Source organism: Hydrogenovibrio sp. JE_KL2 (genome assembly GCF_009296185.1).
GTDB lineage: Bacteria > Pseudomonadota > Gammaproteobacteria > Thiomicrospirales > Thiomicrospiraceae > Hydrogenovibrio.
Genome location: NZ_WBJR01000003.1, coordinates 324,677 through 345,992 on the forward strand (window position 1 = coordinate 324,677; position 21,316 = coordinate 345,992).

22 protein-coding genes are annotated in these 21,316 nt (G+C 44.0%); 8 read left to right on the forward strand and 14 right to left on the reverse strand.

From position 1 onward, the window contains the following. Positions 1–45: 45 nt before the first annotated feature. From F8R13_RS07525 to F8R13_RS07580, 12 genes are all read right to left on the reverse strand, one after another. A complete protein-coding gene (locus tag F8R13_RS07525) occupies positions 46–870 on the reverse strand; it encodes a GNAT family N-acetyltransferase (RefSeq protein ID WP_152833161.1) in 825 nt (274 codons plus the stop codon). Further along, on the reverse strand, positions 867–1,319 hold the full coding sequence (locus tag F8R13_RS07530) for a DMT family transporter (RefSeq protein ID WP_152833163.1): 453 nt from the start codon (positions 1,317–1,319) through the stop codon (positions 867–869). Before F8R13_RS07530 ends, F8R13_RS07525 begins: the two co-directional genes overlap by 4 nt. Position 1,320: 1 nt before the next feature. Further along, on the reverse strand, positions 1,321–1,587 hold the full coding sequence (locus F8R13_RS07535; RefSeq protein WP_172967731.1) for a nitroreductase family protein: 267 nt from the start codon (positions 1,585–1,587) through the stop codon (positions 1,321–1,323). A gap of 80 nt (positions 1,588–1,667) precedes the next feature. After that, the gene (locus F8R13_RS07540) at positions 1,668–2,252 is read right to left on the reverse strand and encodes a Crp/Fnr family transcriptional regulator (protein ID WP_152833167.1); all 585 of its coding nucleotides are present in this window, start codon (positions 2,250–2,252) and stop codon (positions 1,668–1,670) included. A 130-nt stretch (positions 2,253–2,382) separates the two neighbouring features. Beyond that, complete coding sequence (locus F8R13_RS07545; RefSeq protein ID WP_152833169.1) at positions 2,383–2,928, reverse strand: elongation factor P hydroxylase; 546 nt, start codon at positions 2,926–2,928, stop codon at positions 2,383–2,385. Between the two features lie 94 nt (positions 2,929–3,022). After that, the gene (gene hemL / locus F8R13_RS07550) at positions 3,023–4,303 is read right to left on the reverse strand and encodes a glutamate-1-semialdehyde 2,1-aminomutase (protein ID WP_152833171.1); all 1,281 of its coding nucleotides are present in this window, start codon (positions 4,301–4,303) and stop codon (positions 3,023–3,025) included. A gap of 43 nt (positions 4,304–4,346) precedes the next feature. Continuing rightward, positions 4,347–4,847: a peroxiredoxin gene (locus tag F8R13_RS07555; protein ID WP_152833173.1), complete on the reverse strand. Its 501-nt coding sequence runs from the start codon at positions 4,845–4,847 to the stop codon at positions 4,347–4,349. 138 nt (positions 4,848–4,985) lie between these two features. Then, on the reverse strand, positions 4,986–5,648 hold the full coding sequence (gene rpiA, locus F8R13_RS07560) for a ribose-5-phosphate isomerase RpiA (RefSeq protein WP_152833175.1): 663 nt from the start codon (positions 5,646–5,648) through the stop codon (positions 4,986–4,988). A 188-nt stretch (positions 5,649–5,836) separates the two neighbouring features. Continuing rightward, the gene (locus tag F8R13_RS07565; RefSeq protein WP_152833178.1) at positions 5,837–6,406 is read right to left on the reverse strand and encodes a hypothetical protein; all 570 of its coding nucleotides are present in this window, start codon (positions 6,404–6,406) and stop codon (positions 5,837–5,839) included. Between the two features lie 177 nt (positions 6,407–6,583). Beyond that, positions 6,584–7,099, reverse strand: a complete 516-nt coding sequence (locus F8R13_RS07570; protein ID WP_172967732.1) for a copper chaperone PCu(A)C — start codon at positions 7,097–7,099, stop codon at positions 6,584–6,586. A gap of 10 nt (positions 7,100–7,109) precedes the next feature. Continuing rightward, entirely contained in the window at positions 7,110–7,736 is a 627-nt protein-coding gene (locus tag F8R13_RS07575; RefSeq protein ID WP_152833180.1) for an SCO family protein, read from the reverse strand. Between the two features lie 15 nt (positions 7,737–7,751). After that, entirely contained in the window at positions 7,752–9,797 is a 2,046-nt protein-coding gene (locus tag F8R13_RS07580) for a TonB-dependent receptor domain-containing protein (RefSeq protein WP_152833182.1), read from the reverse strand. Between the two features lie 452 nt (positions 9,798–10,249). Here F8R13_RS07580 and ilvA point away from each other — a divergent pair, with 452 nt between their 5' ends. The 8 genes from ilvA (at position 10,250) to F8R13_RS07620 (ending at position 17,888) form a co-directional block, all read left to right on the forward strand. Further along, complete coding sequence (gene ilvA / locus F8R13_RS07585) at positions 10,250–11,773, forward strand: threonine ammonia-lyase, biosynthetic (protein ID WP_152833184.1); 1,524 nt, start codon at positions 10,250–10,252, stop codon at positions 11,771–11,773. Between the two features lie 213 nt (positions 11,774–11,986). Then, positions 11,987–12,661 (forward strand): hypothetical protein, encoded by a 675-nt coding sequence (locus F8R13_RS07590; protein WP_152833186.1) that lies wholly within the window; start codon positions 11,987–11,989, stop codon positions 12,659–12,661. Between the two features lie 110 nt (positions 12,662–12,771). Continuing rightward, positions 12,772–14,184: a polynucleotide adenylyltransferase PcnB gene (pcnB, locus tag F8R13_RS07595; RefSeq protein WP_152833188.1), complete on the forward strand. Its 1,413-nt coding sequence runs from the start codon at positions 12,772–12,774 to the stop codon at positions 14,182–14,184. A gap of 5 nt (positions 14,185–14,189) precedes the next feature. Then, the gene (gene folK, locus F8R13_RS07600; RefSeq protein WP_152833190.1) at positions 14,190–14,666 is read left to right on the forward strand and encodes a 2-amino-4-hydroxy-6-hydroxymethyldihydropteridine diphosphokinase; all 477 of its coding nucleotides are present in this window, start codon (positions 14,190–14,192) and stop codon (positions 14,664–14,666) included. A 27-nt stretch (positions 14,667–14,693) separates the two neighbouring features. Then, positions 14,694–15,488 (forward strand): 3-methyl-2-oxobutanoate hydroxymethyltransferase, encoded by a 795-nt coding sequence (gene panB / locus F8R13_RS07605; RefSeq protein WP_253806387.1) that lies wholly within the window; start codon positions 14,694–14,696, stop codon positions 15,486–15,488. 19 nt (positions 15,489–15,507) lie between these two features. Continuing rightward, positions 15,508–16,356: a pantoate--beta-alanine ligase gene (gene panC, locus F8R13_RS07610; protein WP_152833192.1), complete on the forward strand. Its 849-nt coding sequence runs from the start codon at positions 15,508–15,510 to the stop codon at positions 16,354–16,356. 33 nt (positions 16,357–16,389) lie between these two features. Further along, a complete protein-coding gene (locus F8R13_RS07615; protein WP_152833194.1) occupies positions 16,390–17,157 on the forward strand; it encodes a motility protein A in 768 nt (255 codons plus the stop codon). Further along, the gene (locus F8R13_RS07620; protein ID WP_152833196.1) at positions 17,157–17,888 is read left to right on the forward strand and encodes a flagellar motor protein MotB; all 732 of its coding nucleotides are present in this window, start codon (positions 17,157–17,159) and stop codon (positions 17,886–17,888) included. Before F8R13_RS07615 ends, F8R13_RS07620 begins: the two co-directional genes overlap by 1 nt. 3 nt (positions 17,889–17,891) lie before the next feature. Here the strand turns inward: F8R13_RS07620 and panD are convergent, their stop codons facing one another. Both panD and ppc read right to left on the reverse strand, forming a co-directional pair. Beyond that, entirely contained in the window at positions 17,892–18,284 is a 393-nt protein-coding gene (gene panD / locus F8R13_RS07625; protein WP_152833198.1) for an aspartate 1-decarboxylase, read from the reverse strand. A gap of 155 nt (positions 18,285–18,439) precedes the next feature. Beyond that, entirely contained in the window at positions 18,440–21,229 is a 2,790-nt protein-coding gene (gene ppc, locus F8R13_RS07630; RefSeq protein ID WP_152833200.1) for a phosphoenolpyruvate carboxylase, read from the reverse strand. Positions 21,230–21,316 lie beyond the last annotated feature (87 nt).

Genomic DNA, 21,316 nt, shown 5'->3' on the forward strand with positions numbered 1-21,316 from the left:
CCCTGTTTTCTGAAGACAGCCATTTCTTCATGGGATTGTCCTTTTTCATACAACTTCATCAGGTTGTTTTGCTATCCAGTAATGATTTATCTGGAATAGTTCGTTAAATCCTAGTTTTTGGTATAAAGGTAAACCTGCTTTGGATGCTTGCAGTACTAGTGAGTCAGTGTTTAGGTTGGCGCTAAACTGCAAAATCTCCTTCATCACTTTTAATCCGATGCCTTGACCTTGCATGGATTTTTTGACCCCGACTTGATGAATTCCTATCGTGTTTTGTGAAACATTCAATAGAGCGCTGGCAACCGGGGTGCTGTGGTGATAGAACAGTAGGAGTTTTATCTCTGGGTAAGCCAGTAGACCTTGTATGACATTTGGGGTAACTTGATATTGGAATGCTTCATTGGTGATCTCAATCCACGTTCTAAGTTGTTTTTGTGAATCCGGTTGGGCTTGTTTATTTACCGCTTGGATTACCTCGATTGCTAGATCGGTTTTATACTCTGAATCTTGCGCCGCATTGAACTTTTTATGCATTGCAGTCAGCTGGAAAATTGATGTGTACTGGTGCTTGTCCAAAAATGAATTTAGATAGCTTGTATGGTTTAGCCAATTTAGAGTAAGTGGTTGATCCAAAGATTTATCATCAATTATGGGCAGAATTCTACCTGGTGCAATTTGCTGAATCACCTTTTCTAGCGGATTCGAATGAAGGTCATTTATTGATGCCGTATTAGATTTTCTTTCTAACCAAACCCGATTTGGCCAAGTCACGTGCTGATACAGTTCCATACCAGCAAGGGAATGGCTCACCGCACCGTATTTTTTCCAAAGATCAAGGAGATTGTTAAGATTCTGTTCAATCGGATTCATCTGTTTGGGCCTTCCCAGTTAATTAAAAAAATTCCGGCTAGCATGGCAAACAGTCCGAATAGCTTGCTAAGATTTATGGGGGATTTGGGCATTTCTAACCAGCCAAAGTGGCTGATTATCATTGCAAAAACAATCTGTGCACCTAGGACATAGGTCATCATACTGCCTGCCCCCATTTTGGGAATGAGAAAATAGAACAACCCCACGCCTAAAGCACTCAAACCACCTGAAAACCAGAGATACCACGGAATTTGCTTAAACTCAGAGAAGTTTGGAGTACTTTTATTCCAATAGAGCCAGAACAGGGTGGTTACCGTTAGGGCAGCTAAAAATGCAATCAGAGTGGCGAGCAGTGAATCTTTTAATAGAACACCTAATTTTGCATTCATTACCGCTTGTAATGCAATTGATAAGCCTGCAACAATTGCTAAGATAGGAAAGGTTGCCATTTTAAACCTCCAGTCTCATATCTTGGTCGTCGGTCGTCATGACGAATTTTCGGCGGCTTGCTTGTCTGTATGAGTGTTCAGCCAGTTGCTGACGGATCGAATCAGATGCCCGAACCAAAATTCTAAAAGATTGCAGCCCGTAAAAGGTTGCAACCAAACCGGTTGCTTCCAACAAGTTTTGAATCTGCTCTGTAGAGATTTGATTTGTAAATTGGTGCACCGCATGGCGCCACGATAATACATTAAGTAATGCATTAAATAATTCCATTTTTATTCTCCTAAGTTTGTTTACTTGAACGTAGAGAATAAATGGTTGGCTTAAAAGTCGCATTTACATAGGTTGATTGGCTAGATTTTTTTTCGTATGCGGCTCAATTGGGTTGGTGTAATGCCGAGATGTGAGGCTATGTGGTACTGTGGGAGGCGTTTTGCCAAGTTGGGATGTTCCATTAAAAAACGCTGATAACGCTCGGAGGCATCCTCTTGCACAATTTCTACTTCCCGAGCGTCTTTTTCCAAAAGCCAGTGTTTCTCCAAATAATGGATTTGAAGCAGCTTAAGGTCGTCCTTTTGGTGCATCAGTTTTCTGTATGCGACAAAGTCGATTTCAAACAGGGTGGTTGGTTCAAGTGCTTCAAAAGTGAGCTCAGAAGGCGTAGCGGTGAGAAGCGATGTCATTGATCCGGGAAAGCGTCCTTCATAGAAAAAGTTTTTATTGTACTCATTGCCTTTCTCGTTCAATGAATAGGAGCGGATAAGTCCTTTAATCACAAACGCAAAGGATTTAGACAGTTCGCCAGGCGCATAAAGTATTTCATCAGGTGCTAGCTCTCTTAGCTTAAGCAGAGGCAGAAAATCCTGCCACGTTTCTTCACTAATCGGATAATAGGAATCCAAAACTTTTTTTAAAGATTGTTGAGCGGCCTGTTTCATTACCTAAAGTCCACTTGTAGAGTGAAAAATAATCACTATTTCTCGCCCTTAACCAGAGCAACTATCTGCAAGGGCACTTTTCCCCAAAATACAGGAAATCTCGACCTGTGCTAAAAAACATCAGCCTGATTCACTGATCTTCGCTCAGCTCAAATTCCTCAACGCTCAATGGTTTATCGGCACGATAAAAACCAATCAAAGTTTCCGACCACAGCTGAGCATCTGATGGTAACCCCTGATGCAAATAGTGTAAAGCCTGTTCTCTGACCCTTTCTCTAAAGGCAGAAGAGACGCCTGCGGCTCCGTTTAAATTGTCGGCGCTGAACACAAAATGGAATCCGGCAGAGACAGAGAAAATCCATTCTAAGGCCTGAGGTTTGACCTCAACCGACTCAAACAATCTTTGCTGTTCTTCCGTTCGGCCATCCGGTTGATACCAGTAACCGAAGTCTTCCTGTTGTCTTCTGTCTTTGCCTGCGATACACCAATGCGCGATTTCATGTAATGCAGAGGCGAAGAAACCATGTGCGAAAATAATCCTGTGGTGGGGGTGTAAAGCATCCGCAGGGCGGTAAATAGGCTCAGGTTCACAGCACACCAACTCCGTGTTGTGTAACGGAATAAAACGCGTGTTGAATAGTGTGATCAAGTCATCAATATGGTGGCGAGTGTGCATTTCGAGATGTTGTTAGAAGATGGTGGTTGAGTAGCATAAATCAGAAAATCTGCCAGGTTGGGGTTTGCTGCGAAGCACCCCAACCTGGTAGTTTTTATAGTGTTTTCATCACACGACGGGCAGCGGCAATGGTATTGTCGATATCTGCGTCCGTGTGCGCAGAGGACACGAAGCCGGCTTCAAAAGCTGAAGGCGCCAAGTAAACACCTTCATCCAACATACCGTGATAGAACTTCTTGAATCGTTCCATGTCGCCTTTGGCTACTTGGGCGAAGCGACGGATGTTTTTCTCTGTGCTAAAGAAATAGCCGAACATTGCGCCTACTTGATTGGTTGTGAAGTCAATCCCAGCGTCATCAGCGGCACTTTGTAAGCCTGCTACCAGTTTGGTGGTTTTGGCTTCCAAGGCTTCAAAGAAACCGGCTTGGCTAATCAATTCCAAAGTCTTTAGACCGGCTGCCATTGCGATAGGGTTACCGGAAAGCGTCCCCGCTTGATAGACAGGACCTAGCGGCGCAATTTTTTCCATGATTTCGCGTTTACCGCCGAAAGCACCTACCGGCATACCGCCACCGATGACTTTACCGAAAGTGGTTAGGTCTGGGGTAATGCCGAAGCGCCCTTGTGCGCCGGACAGTCCCACACGGAAACCACACATGACTTCATCAAAAATGAGTACCGTGCCGTATTGATCGCAGACTTCACGTAGTGTTTCCAGGAAGCCTTCTTCCGGTGGAATACAGTTCATGTTGCCAGCAACCGGTTCAACGATGATACAAGCGATCTGTTCGCCGATTTCAGAGAAAACTTTGCGCACTTCATCCGCATCATTGTGCGTTAGCGTCAGTGTCTCTTCTGCCAAGGCAGCAGGCACCCCCGGAGAAGAAGGTACGCCCAATGTCAATGCACCTGAACCTGCTTTAACCAGCAAGGAGTCCGAGTGACCGTGGTAACAGCCTTCAAATTTAACAATCTTATCTCTGCCGGTATAACCACGCGCTAAACGAATGGCCGTCATGGTTGCTTCGGTTCCCGAACTCACCATACGCACCATGTCCATGGAAGGAATCAGGTCACAAACCAAATCTGCCATGGTAGTTTCGATTTCGGTTGGTGCACCGAAGCTTAGGCCAAGTTCGGCTTGCTCTTGAACGACTTTAATTACATCAGGATGAGCGTGTCCAAGAATCGCAGGTCCCCAGGAAGCAACATAGTCGATATAAGTCTTATCATCGGCATCAGTCAGGTAAGCCCCTTTTGCCGACTTGAAAAAGACAGGATCACCGCCAACACCTTTGAAAGCTCTTACTGGAGAGTTTACGCCACCAGGAATGTGTTTTTGCGCGGCAATGAATAAATCGTGTGAATGAGACATGTTGCTTCCTTAGTTGTCTGTCTTAAATATTTGTTGATGCCTTTTAAAGATCGGGCGTCATTTCTGCCAGTTTTTTATTGACGATAGCATAATCAATTTCGCCGACCTTTTGGTAAACGATATTGCCATTAGGTGCAATCAAAAAGCTGGTAGGGGTGAGCATAACGCCACCAAAAGCTTTCGCCATAGAACCGGTTTTATCCATGATATAGGTAAATGGATAGTTGTGATTTGCCATGAATTTTTTCACTTGGTCTTCAGGGTCATAATCCATAGACACGGCAACCAACTCAAATTTGTCGCCGAATTTTTTCTTCATAGCGGCAAGGTGTGGCAATTCGGCAACGCAGCCCGGACAAGTCGTTGCCCAGAAGTTTACCAAAACCGGTTTCATCGGTTTGCTGAGGTTCAGCGTTTGATTGCTTGCGGTTTTGACTTGAATGTCTGGTGCTTGTCCATTGCCGGAAAAAACGGTGACATAAACCAGTGCGGCCAGTAAAACGACAACGAGTAGGCTAAAAAGTTTACTTCCAAGTGAATTCATCTTGCGTTGCTCTCTACAAAAATAAGAATAAAAAAGGAGAAAATTTTCTCCTTCTTTAGTTGCTATAAAGCTGGGGATTAAAAAGCTTAAGTGTATAAGCTTTTTAATCTAGGCTGTAGTGCTTGAGGCTAATTTCAATTATGCTTCAATAACTTCCACACCATTTGCCGTACCGCACAAGAAAACATCCGCTTTTCTAGCAGCAAATAGACCGTTGGTCACAACACCAACAATGCCGTTCAGTTCATTTTCCATCGCAACTGGGTCAACGATTTGCAAGCCATGAACGTCCAAAATAACGTTACCGTTATCCGTGACGAATCCATCACGTAGTACAGGTTCTCCGCCGAAACGTTTCACGATTTCACGTGCAACGTAACTGCGAGCCATAGGTATGACTTCAATTGGAAGAGGGAACTTACCTAGAATGTCGACTTTCTTGCTATCGTCAGCAATACAAACAAATTTGTCAGCAACTGCTAGCACGATTTTCTCACGTGTCAAAGCACCGCCGCCGCCTTTAACCAAGTGTAGACCTGGATCCGCTTCATCAGCACCATCAATGTAAACGGAAATTTCAGAAACCGAGTTTAAATCCAATACTGGAATGCCGTGGCCTTTTAAGCGTTCAGCAGAAGCTTCCGAGCTAGCAACAGTTCCTTCGATTTGACCTTTGATTTTAGCCAATTCATCAATAAAGAAGTTAGCCGTTGAGCCTGTACCAACACCGATAATCGTACCTGGAACAACGTGTTCAATCGCTGCTTTTGCAACCTGTTGTTTTAATTCATCTTGTGTCATATTTTTGTTCTCGATTGTGTGAGCGGATAGCTCGGTTAGAAATAATTGGCGTTATTTTAATCAGTCTTGGCTGGTTTATCCAGTAAAACGGATAGAGGCAGGAAAATGCCAAGGAAGAAAAAAACGGTGATGCAGTTAGAAACCCTCCTCTTTCCCATGCAGGGAGAAGAGGAAGTGGATGGGATGGTTTATTTTTGAGGTTCCATGCCTGGGTGCATTGGACGTCCGCCCGGTGCTTCGAAAATCACTGGTGGCCCTTGCACTTTTGGTGCTTTTTCGATGAGTTTTGGTGGCATCTCACCTGGTTTACGCTCATATTTGTTCATGACCATGCCCACTTGGGTGACATAGTAATGTTTAGGGTAAACGTGAACCACTTTAAAAACCATTGGTCTTAGCCATACGCCTTTTTCCTGTAAAGGTTTGCCAAGTATCATGTACATGCCACAAGTGGTATTGCCTGGTTCGACCAGTTTTTTCTTAAGGTTTTCGTGATCTTTCTCACTGAGTTGGGTGCGTTTATCCAGCTCTGCCATCACCGCTTTCTTTTCCTTTTCCATTTTTAGAGTGGAATAGGCAACACATAAGTCGATATTACGTGCTTTGTCCAAAGGGTAAATGGGGCGAGGTTTGTTTGTTGGAACTTTGCCTGCATTTGGATCTGCTGCAAATGAAATCTGTGAAAAAGTCAAAGTTAAACCGCCAAGCAATGACAGGGCAAGCATCTTGAAGAAATTTGGTTTTGGTAAATATTTCATAGGTTTTTTATCTGTTGTCTGTTTATTTTTAGACTGTGTAATATAGAGGATTGGTGTGTTTTTTCAAGCTAAAAAAATGAATACACCTTGGATATGTATTGAGAGAGGAAATGTGTGAGCTTGTTTCTCGAACCCAAAAGGACTTTGGGTTCGAGGAGAAACCTAATGTTGCTTTGGTTACATATTGTGCATATGCATCATGCCACCCATGCCTTGAATGGCTTTGACTGGCATGTTAACGGTTTTGTGGCTGCCGTCCTTGAAGGTGAGTTCGACTTGAATTTGCTGTCCTTTAACCAATTTCTGTTTTAGCCCAATCAACATGATGTGGAATCCACCTGGTTGTAGCATGGTCATGCCGTGAGCGGGAATCTTGATGTCTGGTACCTGACGCATACGCATCACACCGTTATCGTGAATATGGGTATGAAGTTGGACTTCTTTTGCTACTTTTGAGTCGGCTTGAATCAAATAAATATCGTGATCGCTGGTGTTTTTAAGCGTCATAAAGCTGGCACTTGCCATGGCACCAGGAGGCACTTCTCTTGCATAAGGGTTGGAAACTTCGATTTGTGAAGCTTCATTCTTTGACATCGCACTTGCCATTGTGCTGATGAACAAACTACTTAGCAAAATAACTGCTGCTGCATAGCTTTTGTTTTGGAAAAAAGACAAAAGTGTTTGTTTTTTCATGAGATTCTCCTTAATGAGAGGTCGATTGGTTTAAATGCTTGCGCATATTCTTTAAAAAATCCTGTGGGCTAGTGCCGTGCGGGAGCTGCTCAATGAGCTTGCCATCGGGTGAAATCACATAAGTGAACGCCGAATGGTCAACCGAATAATCATCCCCGTCTCCTTTTTCGCGATGGATGGAGTATACCGCGCCGTAACGTTTGGTGACATCATCAATGACAGATTTCGTGGCGGTGACGCCAAGTAGATTCATGTCGAAATAACGGCTGTATTCATCCAGTCTTGCCGGTGTGTCTCTTTGAGGGTCAACTGAAAAGAAAATCAATTGAAGGTGTTTCTTTTCTTCTGGCGTCAGTTGATGGTAAGCCCCTGAGAGGTTGCCTAGGTTGGTAGGGCAAATATCCGGACAAAAGGTGTAGCCGAAGTAGAGGTAAACCCATTTTCCTTTGAAGTCGGATAATGAGACAGGACCTTTTAAAGATATTGCGGTAAAGCCTCCGCCAGTTGGTGCTGCCGAAATCTCTGACTTGGATGGATGGGTGTTGGTAGAGTCGAACCCTCCAAAATAGAGAAGGCCAGCCACCAAAGCGATGACTAGCCCAACTAGGATAAGACTCAAGCGAGAACGTTGAGACATAAGCTTCCTTTGAAATTAAAACTTGGCTGAAATACGAGCCCAGATATTGCGGCCTGGTTCCATGACTTTATAACTCGTACCCAGCACGTCAGTACGGTTCAAGTAGTTATAATAAGCATGGTCAAATAGGTTGTCTACACCTGCTTGCAGTTGTAAGGTTTTGTTCATGGTGTAACCAGCAAACAAATCAACCGTACTCCACGCTGGGGTTTTGTCCTCACCATATTCAGTGTTGACGGAAGACTGTTCTGATGCAAAGTTGAATCGTGTTCCGGTATACCAGTTAGAACCTGTGTATTTTGCATTCAGGTTACCGCTAATAGGAGCAATGTTGCTCAGGTTGCGTTTGTCGGTGGTGTTGCGACCATACACTGCAGAAACCTGTCCACCCAAATCAACTGAAGATGATACATGGAATGTTGTTTCCAGTTCTGCACCATAGATAGTGGCATCTTTATTGACATAGATGTTTTCTGTACCTGTCAATGATGTCAGGCCTGCTTGGTTCTTAGCATAATCTCTTAAGATGTAGTCTTTAACCTGGTCGTAATACGCATTGGCGCTCCAAGAAACGGAAGTCGTTGCTTGAGCCAATCCGATGTCTACTTGTGTGTGTTTTTCTGGTTTAAGGTCAGGGTTACCGATCCAGTTACTTTTGGCCATGAAGCGCTCGGTTTCATCCGCAGTTCGGCTGGTTAGGCTGACACCTGTAAACCAACTCATGCCTTTTGAAAGGCGCTGTTCATAACGCACTAAACCATTCCAGTTGGTTTCATCCACTTTGGTCTTACCAGAGTAGTTGGTGTATTTTGAATACAACGAAGTTGCTTTGACGTTTGTGTCGGATGCCACGTTTGCCTTTTTGGCTTCTGCTGTGACTTGGTCAACTCGTACGCCATAAATTAAGTCTTGGCTGTCTGTTAAAGCACTTTTAGCTTGAACGAATGCGCCATTTTGATCTGTGTGCGCATCTGGCCACATTAAAGAAACCGATTTGTTGGTGCCTCTGTTATATAGCGTAGCGTTTTTAACAACTGATTGCAGTTGAATACCATAGTCTAACTGGGTTTTGCCAATTAGATGGGTAAGCTTGATTTTTGCACCTTTTGCTGTAGTGTCGGTAGGCGTTTCCATTTTCATCATGCCTGGCGTACGAAGTGTGTAGTTATCCATCACATGCTTTACAGTAGATTGGTAGGCATCAACCAATACAGCATCCAATTGGCCATTGGTTTTGCCATCGGACAATTTTTTGCCTTTATATTGTAGTCTTAAGATGTCACCATCAGACTTTGGAGCGTCCATTCCAGCACCACCATAAAGCGCATCTTGCGTGCTACTTTTCTCAGCCGAGAACTTCACTTCATTATGTTCATTTGGTGTCCAACCTAGGTCAATGTGTCCTTGTTGGGTTTTGTAGCTGGATTTTACGGTGTCGCCATTACCATCCTGATAGTTGTTGGCTTCTTTTGTGTCACCTTGAAGCACGACATACCCTTTTTTACCAACCGCTTGAACTTGAGCATTAAGGTCGAAGTTCAAGATGTTTGATTTCATGGCAGACACTTCGCCCGATACAGATTTGTTTGGATCATATTTCGGAGTTTCACGTTCAAAAAGAATCGTACCACCCGTACCACCTGCACCATACTCTAAAGACTTGACGCCTTTAATAACGGTGACCTTGTCATAGCTAGAGACTTCTGCATAAGATGTTGGCGGATCCATGCGGTTTGGACAGCCCCCTTCGATTTTAGCGCCGTCTAAAAGGATGTTAAGTTGAGATTGTGTTTGCCCTCTGATGACTGTATCTAGACCGTGTCCCCCCATTCTGTCAGCATCGACACCATTCACCTGTCTAAGAACGCTACCTGTCTCGGAGTTTCCAGTATTTTCCAGCTCTTGTTTGGTAAAGGTTTGTGATTGAGATGCGGTTTTGTCGGTAGCCGTGACTGCAATCGGATCAAGTTGTGTTGTGTCGGTTGTTGCGGCTAAAGAAACATGGGGAATAGACATCACAATTGCGCTGTTGATCGCCAGCCAAAGAGGGGTTCTTTTCATTTTTAGAGCGTCCTTTAAAATCATTTTGTTTTTAAAAGCTAAGAGACCTTTGAATAAGAACACTGTTATCGTTATCGAAAAAGTCTGGCACAAGCATTTTTCGACTGATAAAAAAAACGCAATAGTGAGGAGTAGCTATTGCGTGAGGTTTTTGACTAAACTTACTTTGCAATGAATATCGAAGCTATTATCGCGGATAGCCCCGACAGTGTTCTTATGCAAAGATCTCTGAGGGTTTTATTTTGTAAGGCAGATATTAAGGAATGCTCTGAAATCAATCAATGCGACAAATTGTCGCACCCCCGAATTTACACGGTGAATCAAGGTTGTTTAATTCAGATTGCAGTGATTGTGGTTAAGAAACCTTTTGTTATAATGCAAAATCAATATTGAAAATGTCCAGTCGCCGCAGTTGGTGACCTGGGTCAACCCCTAATGTCATCGAGAGTTTTATGCCTGAAAAGATTTTAAGACAAGTTTTGTCTGTCCCTGTTTATGAAATCGCGGAACAAACCCCATTGGAGAAAGCGCCGCTGATTTCCCAGCGACTCAGAAATCAGGTATGGCTTAAACGTGAGGACTTGCAACCGGTTTTTTCTTTTAAATTGCGCGGTGCCTACAACCGCATGCTTCATTTGACCGAAGAAGAAAAACAACGTGGCATTATTGCCGCTTCCGCCGGAAACCATGCACAAGGGGTTGCGATGACGGCCTCTAAGATGGGTATCAGTGCAACGATTGTCATGCCTCAGACCACGCCTGCCATCAAAGTCAACTCGGTGCGCAACTGGGGTGGAAACGCGGTTCTATTCGGTGATACTTATGATGAAGCTGCCGCTCATGCGGAAATGCTGCGCGCGAAAGATAATCTGACTTATATTGCGCCTTATGACGATGAATATGTGATTGCCGGGCAAGGCACTATTGCTTTGGAGTTGCTTAGACAGGGGAAGGATCTAGATGTCATTTTTGTGCCTGTTGGCGGTGGTGGTTTGATTGCCGGTATCAGCGCTGTCATTAAACAAGTTTCGCCAAAGACAAGAGTGGTTGGTGTCGAGCCGGAAGATGCCGCCTGCATGACAGAAGCGCTGAAAGCAGGCAAACGTGTCGTGCTGGATTCTGTCGGCATTTTTGCCGATGGGGTTGCGGTGGCGCAAGTAGGGAAAATTCCGTTCAGGATTGCACAGACCTGTGTGGATGAAATGGTCACTGTGAAAACAGATGAAATCTGTGCTGCAGTCAAAGATATTTTTGAAGACACCCGAGCGATTGCTGAGCCAGCAGGTGCATTAGCGCTGGCTGGGATGAAAAAATTTGTTGAGGAAAAAGGTGTTTCCGATCTGAACATGGTGGCGATTGTAAGTGGGGCGAATATGAATTTCGACCGTTTACGCCATATTTCAGAAAGAACGGAAATCGGTGAAAAGCGTGAAGCGATTTTTGCGGTAACGATCCCTGAAACTCCGGGCAGCTTCAAGAAATTCTGCGAATTTTTGGGCGACAGACGTGCCATTACTGAATTTAACTACCGATTCGCGGACAGCAAAAGAGCGGTGGTGTTTGTGGGGGTTCGCACCGAAGGCGGGTTTGCTGAAAAAGAGCAGTTGAAAAAGCAAATGCTGGAAGCAGGTTATCAGTTCGAGGATATGAGCGATAACGAGATGGCGAAACTCCATCTGCGTTATATGGTCGGTGGTCATGCGCCGGGTATCAAAAACGAGATTCTCTATCGCTTCCAGTTCCCTGAGCGCCCGGGCGCATTGCTGCAATTTTTGATTCAAATGTCGGAAGAGTGGAACATCAGTTTGTTCCATTACCGTAACCACGGTGCGGCATATGGTCGAGTGTTGATTGGTGTGCAAGTGCCGCCAGAACAAGAGGAGGCTTTTGAGTGCTACTTGAAAAATCTTGGCTATCCATACGATTGCGAACAAGACAACATCGGTTATGACCTGTTTTTGAAACCTATTGATTGAGGTGTGACCCCAACCTGGCAGATTTTATGAGGGTAATATCGCTCTCTGTCACCTACTGGGTAAATCAATCAATCTTATGGAATGATTATAAGTTTTAATTATTTATCTTTCGGCTTTGATGGTTTAATTGAACGTTAGATAAAAATATAAGTTGTTCTAAAACAACATGTTATTCCTTTGATTGATTATGCTAAGTAGGTTTCTTGGGCGCGAATGATTCATATTTTTAGGTTGTACAGTAATAAAAAATGCGACTTTTTAGAGTTTGTAGATAAAACCGATGTAGTGGATGTGTTCAAGCAAGAACGCAATCCTATGCAATATGACTGGCGTACAATGCCGATCAAGCAAGCTTTGAAAGAAGAAGAGAGTTTGCTCAAACACGGCTCTCTGTTGAAAATGCAGCAACGCGGTGATAAAGCGGTCATCCGTGTGACTCTCAAAGGGGAATGTAGCTGGTATTCTCCGAGTTCGCAATATACTCAAGGTATCCCATCCTTTTATCGCGTTGCCATCAGTTATTTCACTGATCCGGCAAAGGAATTCAAAGTTACGACACAGCATCATGAGATTTTTGAGGTTATTCGTGACGAACGCTTCAGCAGTCTGAGTCGTCAACTGTTTTACAGTATTTTGAAACGTGTAAAAAGTTCTCAGTGCGAAAGGCGGCTAGATCAATACGTTGACTACAATTTGAAGAAGCTCAAAGAGTACGGCGTCAATTTACCCAGCGTGAAAGGCACCTATATTCAGATCAAACAACAGGTCGCCAACGAAGATATTTCTTGTCCTTTCTACAGTGATTTCTTTCATCAACTGCTCGATGTATGCATTGAAAAGGAAAAAGAACTGCTAGGTGAAAACCGAACCTACGTCAAATACATCTAAGTTTTTCTTGTCAAAGCAAATTTGGCTTATCTAATTTTGTCTCGTCTTGCAAAACAGAGTAAAATAACGCCACTTCTATTCTTTTATAAATGGTTCTGTAATTTTCATCTATGCAACGTTTGATTCGAAAAGTCGCTTCGTTTTTCTCCAAAGCCCAAAGCCAACCTCCTTATACAAATTCAGAACCGGATATCATTTCGCGAAAGCAGCATAGTATTTCCCGTGAACAAATTGATAAAGGTGCATTGGATGTGCTTTACGGTTTGAAGCGAGCAGGGTATGAAGCCTACCTCGTTGGGGGCGCAGTGAGAGACCTTTTACTAGGGCTTGAACCGAAAGATTTTGATATTGTCACCAATGCCGAACCGGAAGAGATTAAGGCGGTATTCCGCCAGCGCTGTCGTTTGATCGGTAGACGTTTTCGCCTAGCGCATGTGCACTTTGGTAGAAATGTTATTGAAGTGGCAACTTTTCGTGGTGCCGGTGATGCAGAAACTCTAAAACCCTCCAGAAGAAAGACCAGTCACTCAAGAGCAGTTGATGAGACCGGACGTTTGGTGCGTGATAATGTTTATGGCACCATTGATGAAGATATCTGGCGACGAGACTTTACGGTTAATAGCCTTTACTACAACATCAAGGATTTTTCGATTGTCGATTATGCCGGCGCACTGCGCGATATCAAAAAAGGTCAGTTACGTTTGATTGGTGATCCTGAAACCCGATACCGTGAAGACCCGGTCAGAATGATTCGTGCGGTACGTTTTGCCGCCAAGCTCGGTTTTGAGATTGAGTCCAAGACCAAAGCGCCGCTTTATGAAATGGGACATTTGCTGAAAGATGTTTCCAATGCTCGCATGTTTGAAGAGGTTCTGAAGCTTTTCCATAGTGGTGTGGCAATAGAGGTGTTTGAAAAACTGCGCCATTTCGGTCTCTTTACCTATCTTTTTCCTCAAACACATCATGTCTTGTCCCAAGAAGAACAAGGGTTTCCGAGAATGTTAGTGGTTGAAGCGCTCAAAAGTACTGATGCACGCATTCAGTCAGGAAAAGGCGTGAATCCTTCTTTCCTTTTTGCGGCCATGTTGTGGGAACCTATGTTGCAAAGACGCGAGCAACATCTGTCAGAAGGCTTTACGCATCAAGATGCTTTATATGCTGCTGCGAATGATGTGATTGAACAACAAATTGTGGCAACCTCCATTCCTAAGCGCTTTTCATCGCAGATTAGAGAAATTTGGAGTTTGCAGTTCAGGTTGGCGAGGCGTTCGGGCACGAGAGCGCAAAGGTTGTTCGAGCATCCTCGATTCCGCGCGGCCTACGACTTCCTTGGGATCAGAGCGGCAGCTGGTGAAACATCAGAGCAGGAATTGTTTGATTGGTGGACGCAGTATCAAGAAAAGGATGCTATCGATCAAGTGGCTTTCGCGAATGACGTGCGAACTGAAGGCCGAAAGCCAAGAAGACCGAGAAGAGGGCGTAACCCTTACCGTAAAAGAAGCAGTTCGACCGACGCGGAATAAACGGTTTGGTTGAGGCATATATCGGTATAGGTAGCAATCTGGAGAACCCCGTTTTTCAGGTTAATGCCGCCATCGAATCTTTAGCACACCTGCCGGATACAAGGCTGGTTTCGTTTTCGTCTCTGTATGTGTCAAAGCCGCAAGGGCCACAAGATCAACCGGATTTCGTTAATGCCGTCGCCAAAATAGCAACGCATATGTCTGCAACAGCGTTGTTAAGTGCTTTGCAGACCTTGGAGCGAGAACAAGGGAAAGTGAAGAAACGCCATTGGGGAGAAAGGCTGATTGATTTGGATATTCTCCTGTATGGTTCCATGACCATCGAAACCCCCCAATTGGTGGTTCCTCACCCAGAAATGCAGTCGCGAGACTTCGTTTTGCTCCCATTAAGAGAGTTGGTTCCCGATATCCCCGTTTTGGGAAGTGTGGACGCTCTCATCAACGAACTGAAAGAAACGTTTGTTTTTCCGCTAAATACATAGTCCTCAAAATTTTAAGAGAGCCTTACTATGACTACGAAGAAAAAAATGACCTTATCCCGTCTGAAAAAGATGAAGATGGCAGAGGAAAAAATCGTCTGTTTAACGGCTTATGACGCGACGATGGGGTATTGGTTAGATCAGGCCGGCGTAGATGTTATTTTGGTCGGCGATACGCTGGGAATGGTGGTGCAAGGCCATCAAACCACTTTGCCCGTCACCTTGCAGGAAATGGTCTACCACACGCAAATGGTGCAGAGAGGGAACCAGCATGCTTGGTGCGTGGCGGACTTTCCTTTTATGTCTGATATTTCCATTGAAAAAGCGTGTGAGTCAGCGGCGATGCTGATGAAAGAAGGTCATGCGAATATGGTGAAGCTTGAAGGTGGTTCACCGAGAACGCTCTCAATTGTTGAGCGTTTATCTGAGTTGGGCGTGCCCGTTTGTGGTCACTTAGGCTTGTTGCCTCAATCAGTGGAAAAAAGCGGCTATCGTCGAGCAGGAAAGGACGAAGCTTCTGCCAAAGTATTGCTGGAAAGCGCTATTGCACTAGAGAAAGCAGGGGCAGAAATGTTGGTGCTGGAATGTGTTCCTGACTATCTTGCAGGGGACATATCGCGAGCAACAAGTATTCCCGTGATTGGTATTGGGTCAGGTGGTGAAAGCGATGGTCAGGTATTGGTATTGACGGATATTTTAGGGACTTCCGTAGGCGGTATTCCTCCTTTTGCTAAAAACTATCTGGCGAGCGCTGGTTCAATTCAACAAGCCATACAAAATTATGTCGAGGAAGTGCGTAACAAGCTGTTCCCTGGGCAGTTATGAGAGCAGGGAGTCAATACGGATGCTAAAAGTCGAGACCATAAAATCGGTTCGAGAACAAGTTGCTCAGTGGAAACAAGAGGGGCTGAAAGTTGGTTTTGTGCCGACAATGGGAAACCTGCATGACGGGCACTTAAGCCTTGTTAAAATGGCGCAGGAAAAGGCAGATAAAGTTGTTGTCAGCATTTTTGTTAATCCGCTTCAGTTTGGACCAAATGAAGACTTTGGTAATTACCCGCGTACCTTGCAGAAGGATTGTGAAAAGCTCGGTGCATTAAACGTCGACATGGTGTTTTTCCCTTCGGTAGAAGAAATGTATCCGGAAAATGGTATGGACACTTTAGTGAAGGCTTCTGCAACGCTAGGCGCCTTGTGGGAAGGAGCGTCTCGTCCTGGTCATTTCGACGGTGTAACGACCGTTGTGACTAAGCTGTTTAATATTGTTACCCCGGATGTTGCCGTTTTTGGACAGAAAGATTTTCAGCAGTGGCGTATCATCAAGCAAATGGTGGTTGACTTGTCCATGAGTGTTGACATACTCAGAGCGCCTATCGGAAGAGATATAGATGGTTTGGCGCTGAGTTCGAGGAATCAGTATTTGACAGAAGTACAGCGGCAAGTTGCACCAAAATTATTCGTTACCCTACAAGATATTGCTTCTGCCATTGAATCAGGTAATACGCTTTATAGAGAGCTAGAGGTTACAGCAGAAAAACAATTGCTTGCTTATGGCTTTGATGCTGTTGATTATATTAGAATTGTAGATGCAGATACGTTAAAACCCGTAATGGAAAAGAATGGTAGTTTGGTTGTTTTAGCCGTGGTTCGTTTGGGGGCTACGCGCTTGCTGGATAATATTTGCATTAACTAATGCTTACCTGAACTTTGGAATTGTAGAGAAAGCATGAATTTTTCAACATTTATTGGACTGATTGTCGGTATTGTCATTGTGCTTTGGGCGATGTCGATGGGGTCGTCCATTTTGATTTTCTTTAATATTCCCGGGTTGATGATCGTTTTTGGCGGCACCATTGCTGCGACCATGATTCGCTATTCACTCAAAGAAGCGATCTATTCAATTAAGATGTCCTTTCGCATTCTAATGCCATCAACAGATATTCAAGATAAAGAAGAACTGATTGAACTCACCGATCAACTGGTGAGATCGGCAAGACAAAACGGTATTGTTTCACTAGAAAAGATAGAAGTTCGTAATGAATTCTATCAATATGGTGTAAGAATGCTGGTTGATAATTATCCTAGAGAATTAGTGCGTCAAACCCTCAAAGAAGAGAATAGACTGTTGGTCGAAAGAGCGCAAACAAGTGCAGGGGTCTTCAGTTCAATTGGTGGGGCGGCACCAGCATTCGGTATGATTGGAACCTTAGTCGGTCTGGTGCAGATGTTGGCGAACTTATCTGACCCGTCTTCAATTGGTCCAGCAATGGCGGTTGCTATGTTGACGACGCTTTATGGCGCGATGATCGCCAATTTATTTGCATTGCCTTTAGCGGATAAGATTGCTGTCTGGGGGCAGGAAGAGTCCATTCGCCAGCAAATGATTATCGATGCGGTTGATTTTATCGCCAAAGGGCTACATCACAGTATGTTGCGAGATGTTCTATCGCCTTACTTAGATAAGAAGCCACAGTTCGATGAGGAAGTCGCCTGATGGCTAAAAGAACGAAGCCATGTCCAGAGTGGATGGCGACGTTTGCCGATTTGATGTCGTTATTGATGGCTGTTTTTGTGTTACTTTTTTCCATGTCGACTATTGATGCCAAAAAATATGAATCTTTGGTCGAGTCTTTGACTAATGCCCTTGGATTTGGTGTTGGTCTTTCTCCTTCTCAAGTTGAATACTTTAATGCTACCAAAGACCAGGCGGAAAAAAATGCTATTGTGAACAAGCCACAACAGCAGGTGATAGATGAGCTACATCCGTTATATGAAAGCCTGATTAAAACCTATGCTCTCGGGCACCATACCGACAGTCCCGAGAAGAAAATCGATGTCAGTATGGATTTGCAAAAACGACAAATAAAAGTTTTGCTGCCTGAGACCATTTCCTTTTCGCCCGGTAGGGCAGACTTGAAGACGGAAAGTTTTGCAGAGCTAGATAAGCTACGCCCCTATATTACGAATAAGGTCTCAGTAAAAGTAATCGGTCACACGGATAAGCGTGCCGTCACCGGTGGGCGTTTCAGAAGTAATTGGGAGCTTTCTAGTGCTCGTGCCGCGGCAGTCGTGGAAAAACTGATTGAAGATAAAATTGTGATGCCGAAGCAAGTTGAGGCCATTGGCGTAGCGGATACGCAGCCAATCAGTAACCAGGAAACAGAAGAAGGTTTTGCGAAAAACCGCCGTGTCGAGATTGTTATTATCCCGAAAGCGGAACCATAAACACTAAGCAGTGTGTTGCTGCATTTGTACAGGAATGCTGTTGCGAGTGTTTGTAATTTTATTGTCTTTATCAAAGTAAACCAGCACTGGCTTGAAGTTATCTGCTTCTTGCGCATCCATTGTGGCATACGTCGCAATAATCAATAAATCGCCAGGTTGGGCCTTGTGAGCAGCAGCACCATTAACCGAGATGATGCCTGAATCTCTTTCAGCGCAAATAGCGTAAGTTGTAAATCTTTCCCCATTATTCACGTTGTATATTTGAATCTGCTCGTATTCACGAATACCTGCAACGTCCAATAGGTGAGAATCAATTGCACACGAGCCTTCGTAGTCTAGCTCCGAATGCGTGGTGGTAACTCTGTGAAGTTTAGATTTAAGCAGGGTAATTTGCATATTTACAATCGCTAATTTTGTGGGTTTTAAACAACAGGCGGCTAATTATACAGAAAATTTTCTTTAAAGTTAATAAGACCGTTTTATAGATTTTCAAGGGATGCCGAGATGTTCTATGTTATAAAACATCTCGGCTAATCATAACGGAAGCCGTTTTATCCTGTGTTTCTCATGCCAGCAGCAATCGCATTGATGCTGTTCAGTAAGGGCGTTACCCAAACTTCGCGTTCTTCATCAGTAAGGTCAGGGTTTTTGTAACGCTTAAGAATCGCAACTTGAATGTTGTTTAGCGGCTCAAGATACGGTGTTCTTCTCATTAGCGATAAAGCAATTTGAGGCGTTTCTGCCATTAAGTATTCATTGCCACTGATGTTCAAGTTGGCTTCAACCGCACGCGTATGCTCATCCGCAATCATGTGGTAGATTTTTTGTGCAGTTTCCTGATCAGTGCCAAGCTCACTGTAGCTCTTACCGATAATCAAATCGGTTTTGAATAGTGCCATTTGAATATTACTTACCAAACCTCTAAAGAAAGGCCAGTTTTCATACATGTCTTTCAGTTGCTTGTCACCATGATTATTGGTCCAATCAGCTAAAGCCGAACCTGTTCCATACCATGCAGGGAAGGTAAGTCTAGCTTGCGCCCAGCCAAATACCCAAGGAATAGCTCGGATAGAAGATTTGGATAGGTTTCCTTGCTTTCTATGTGATGGTCTTGAGCCAATGTTTAATAAGCCAATTTCGGTAACGGGAGTTGCTTCGTAGAAGAACTTAAAGAAGCCATTGGTGTGGTCAGTGAGTTCTCTGAATGCTTGCTCGCCTTGTTTTGCCAATTGTTGCATGGTTGCAAGGAATTCTGGGTTGTCATCTTTGGTTTCTCTAACCAAGCATTTACTGGCTTTCATTAGCCCGGTGACACCAAGAGAAATTTCATACATAGCAGTTTCAGCATTGCTGTATTTGTACGACAATACTTCACCTTGCTCTGTGAACTTGATTTGCCCACGAACAGTGCCTGTTGGCTGAGACAGAATCGCGTTATGTGTTGGTCCGCCTCCACGTCCAACCGTACCCCCACGGCCATGGAACAAGCGACAGTCAATGCCGTATTCGTCAGCAAGTTTCATGATTTGCTCTTGTGCTTGGTAAAGTGTCCAAGCTGAAGACAAGTTCCCCCCATCTTTCGCAGAGTCTGAGTAACCTAGCATGATTTCCTGCAGGTTGCCTGATACTTTTAGCAGTGCGTGGTAGGTTGGATTGTCGAATAGTGCCGTTGTAACCGGGACGATGTGCTCTAAGTCTTGAATGGTTTCAAACAATGGCGAGATACGGATTTTGCAATAAGGTTCACCAGCGTTGTATCCTGCTAGACCCGCTTGGTGAGCAAGGAACAGGACTTCCATGACATGACTTGCTTCGTGCGTCATGGAGATAACATAGTTATTGAAGGCTTTTGGACTGATTTCTTCGCGCATTCTGCGGATGACGTGGAAGACTTCCAAGACTTCTTTTGTCATTTTATTCAGCGCCAGATGCTGTGTATCAATGATTGTCGGTGAAGAAATATGCTTAGAAAGTAGGTCAATACGTTCAGCTTCCGAAAGTTGTTCGTAGTTGATGCCTAGGTGAGACAAGAGATCTGAGACAGCATCGGTGTGAACGGTTGACTCCTGGCGAATGTCGAGTCTCATCAGGTAGAAGCCGAAAGTCTGAGCAAGGCGAATAAGGTCTTTCAAATCCGCATCAGCGACTTCTTGGTCACCATGACCGCATAGTGATTCGTAAATCAGCTCTAAATCGTCAATAAACTCTTCTTCACTGTTGTAACAGAACGGTGATTTCTCAATAGGATCATCGTTAAGCTGTGCTTCAACATAGGCAATGTTTTGCTGAATGCGACCACGCATTAAATAAAGGAATCGACGGTAAGGTTCATCGATAAAACGTGATGAACGCTTGTGGAAAACCAGCTCCATTAAGTCAGCATCGATAATCGTCGTTTTATTAAGGATTTCTTGTTTGATCTCCGTTAAATAACGAGATTGAGTCAGTTGGCTACTTAGTTGGAAGATGCGTTTCTCATATTCGTAAAGCACAGCGCGTGCTTGCATGAGTAGCGCATTCACCGTGGTTTTGTGTGTTACGAATGGATTACCGTCGCGGTCACCACCAATCCATGAACCAAATGTTAAAAAGTTTGGTGTAGGAATATTGTCATCTGGGTAGTGTCTCGCAAGGGCACGTTCCATGTAGCGGTAAACCGTTGGAATTGCTGCAAATAGAGATTGTCTGAAGTAATAGATACCGTTACGAATTTCGTCTTCTACAGTCGGCTTAATGCGTCTTACTTCGTCTGTACGCCAAAGTACCTGAATTTGGTATTGTAGCTTTTTAATAACTTCTTCTTGCGCATAAGGATTTTGGTAGTTTTCGGCTTCGTTAAGCTCGCCTAGCGTTAAGAAAATGCGGCGAAGGTTATCCATGACCGCGCGTCTTTTGGACTCTGTAGGGTGTGCAGTGAAAACCGGAATATAGTTTAGTTTTCCAATCAAGGTTTTTACTTCATCAGCAGTCAAGCCGTCTTTCTTGAACTCTTCAATAGTGTTAAGAACCGAGCCCATCCATAAGGGGCCGTCAGATTTTAGTTGACTTTGGCGTTCATGAAATTGATGTTCTTCTTCCGCCAAGTTGACTAAGCTGAAGTAAAGGTTGAATGCACGGATAATTAGGATTAAATCTTCAGGATTTTGCTCTTCAATAAATGCTTTTAGCTCGGCTCTTAAAACTGGATCTTCATTATCATGAAGTTTAATGTAGCCTTTGCGCAATTTCTCAACAGCATTCAGAATATCTTTACCTACTTGCGTTTCAATCACTTCACCTAGAAGTGAGCCAAGTAGTTTGACGCGCGATCTGAGTTGCTTATCTCGAAGTTCCTTTGCCATAGTTATCCTATTAAAAATAAAATTGAAATCATTGAAAAAAATTATACCGTATTCTACGAATTTTTGGGGTTGGTTTTGTCTTGGACC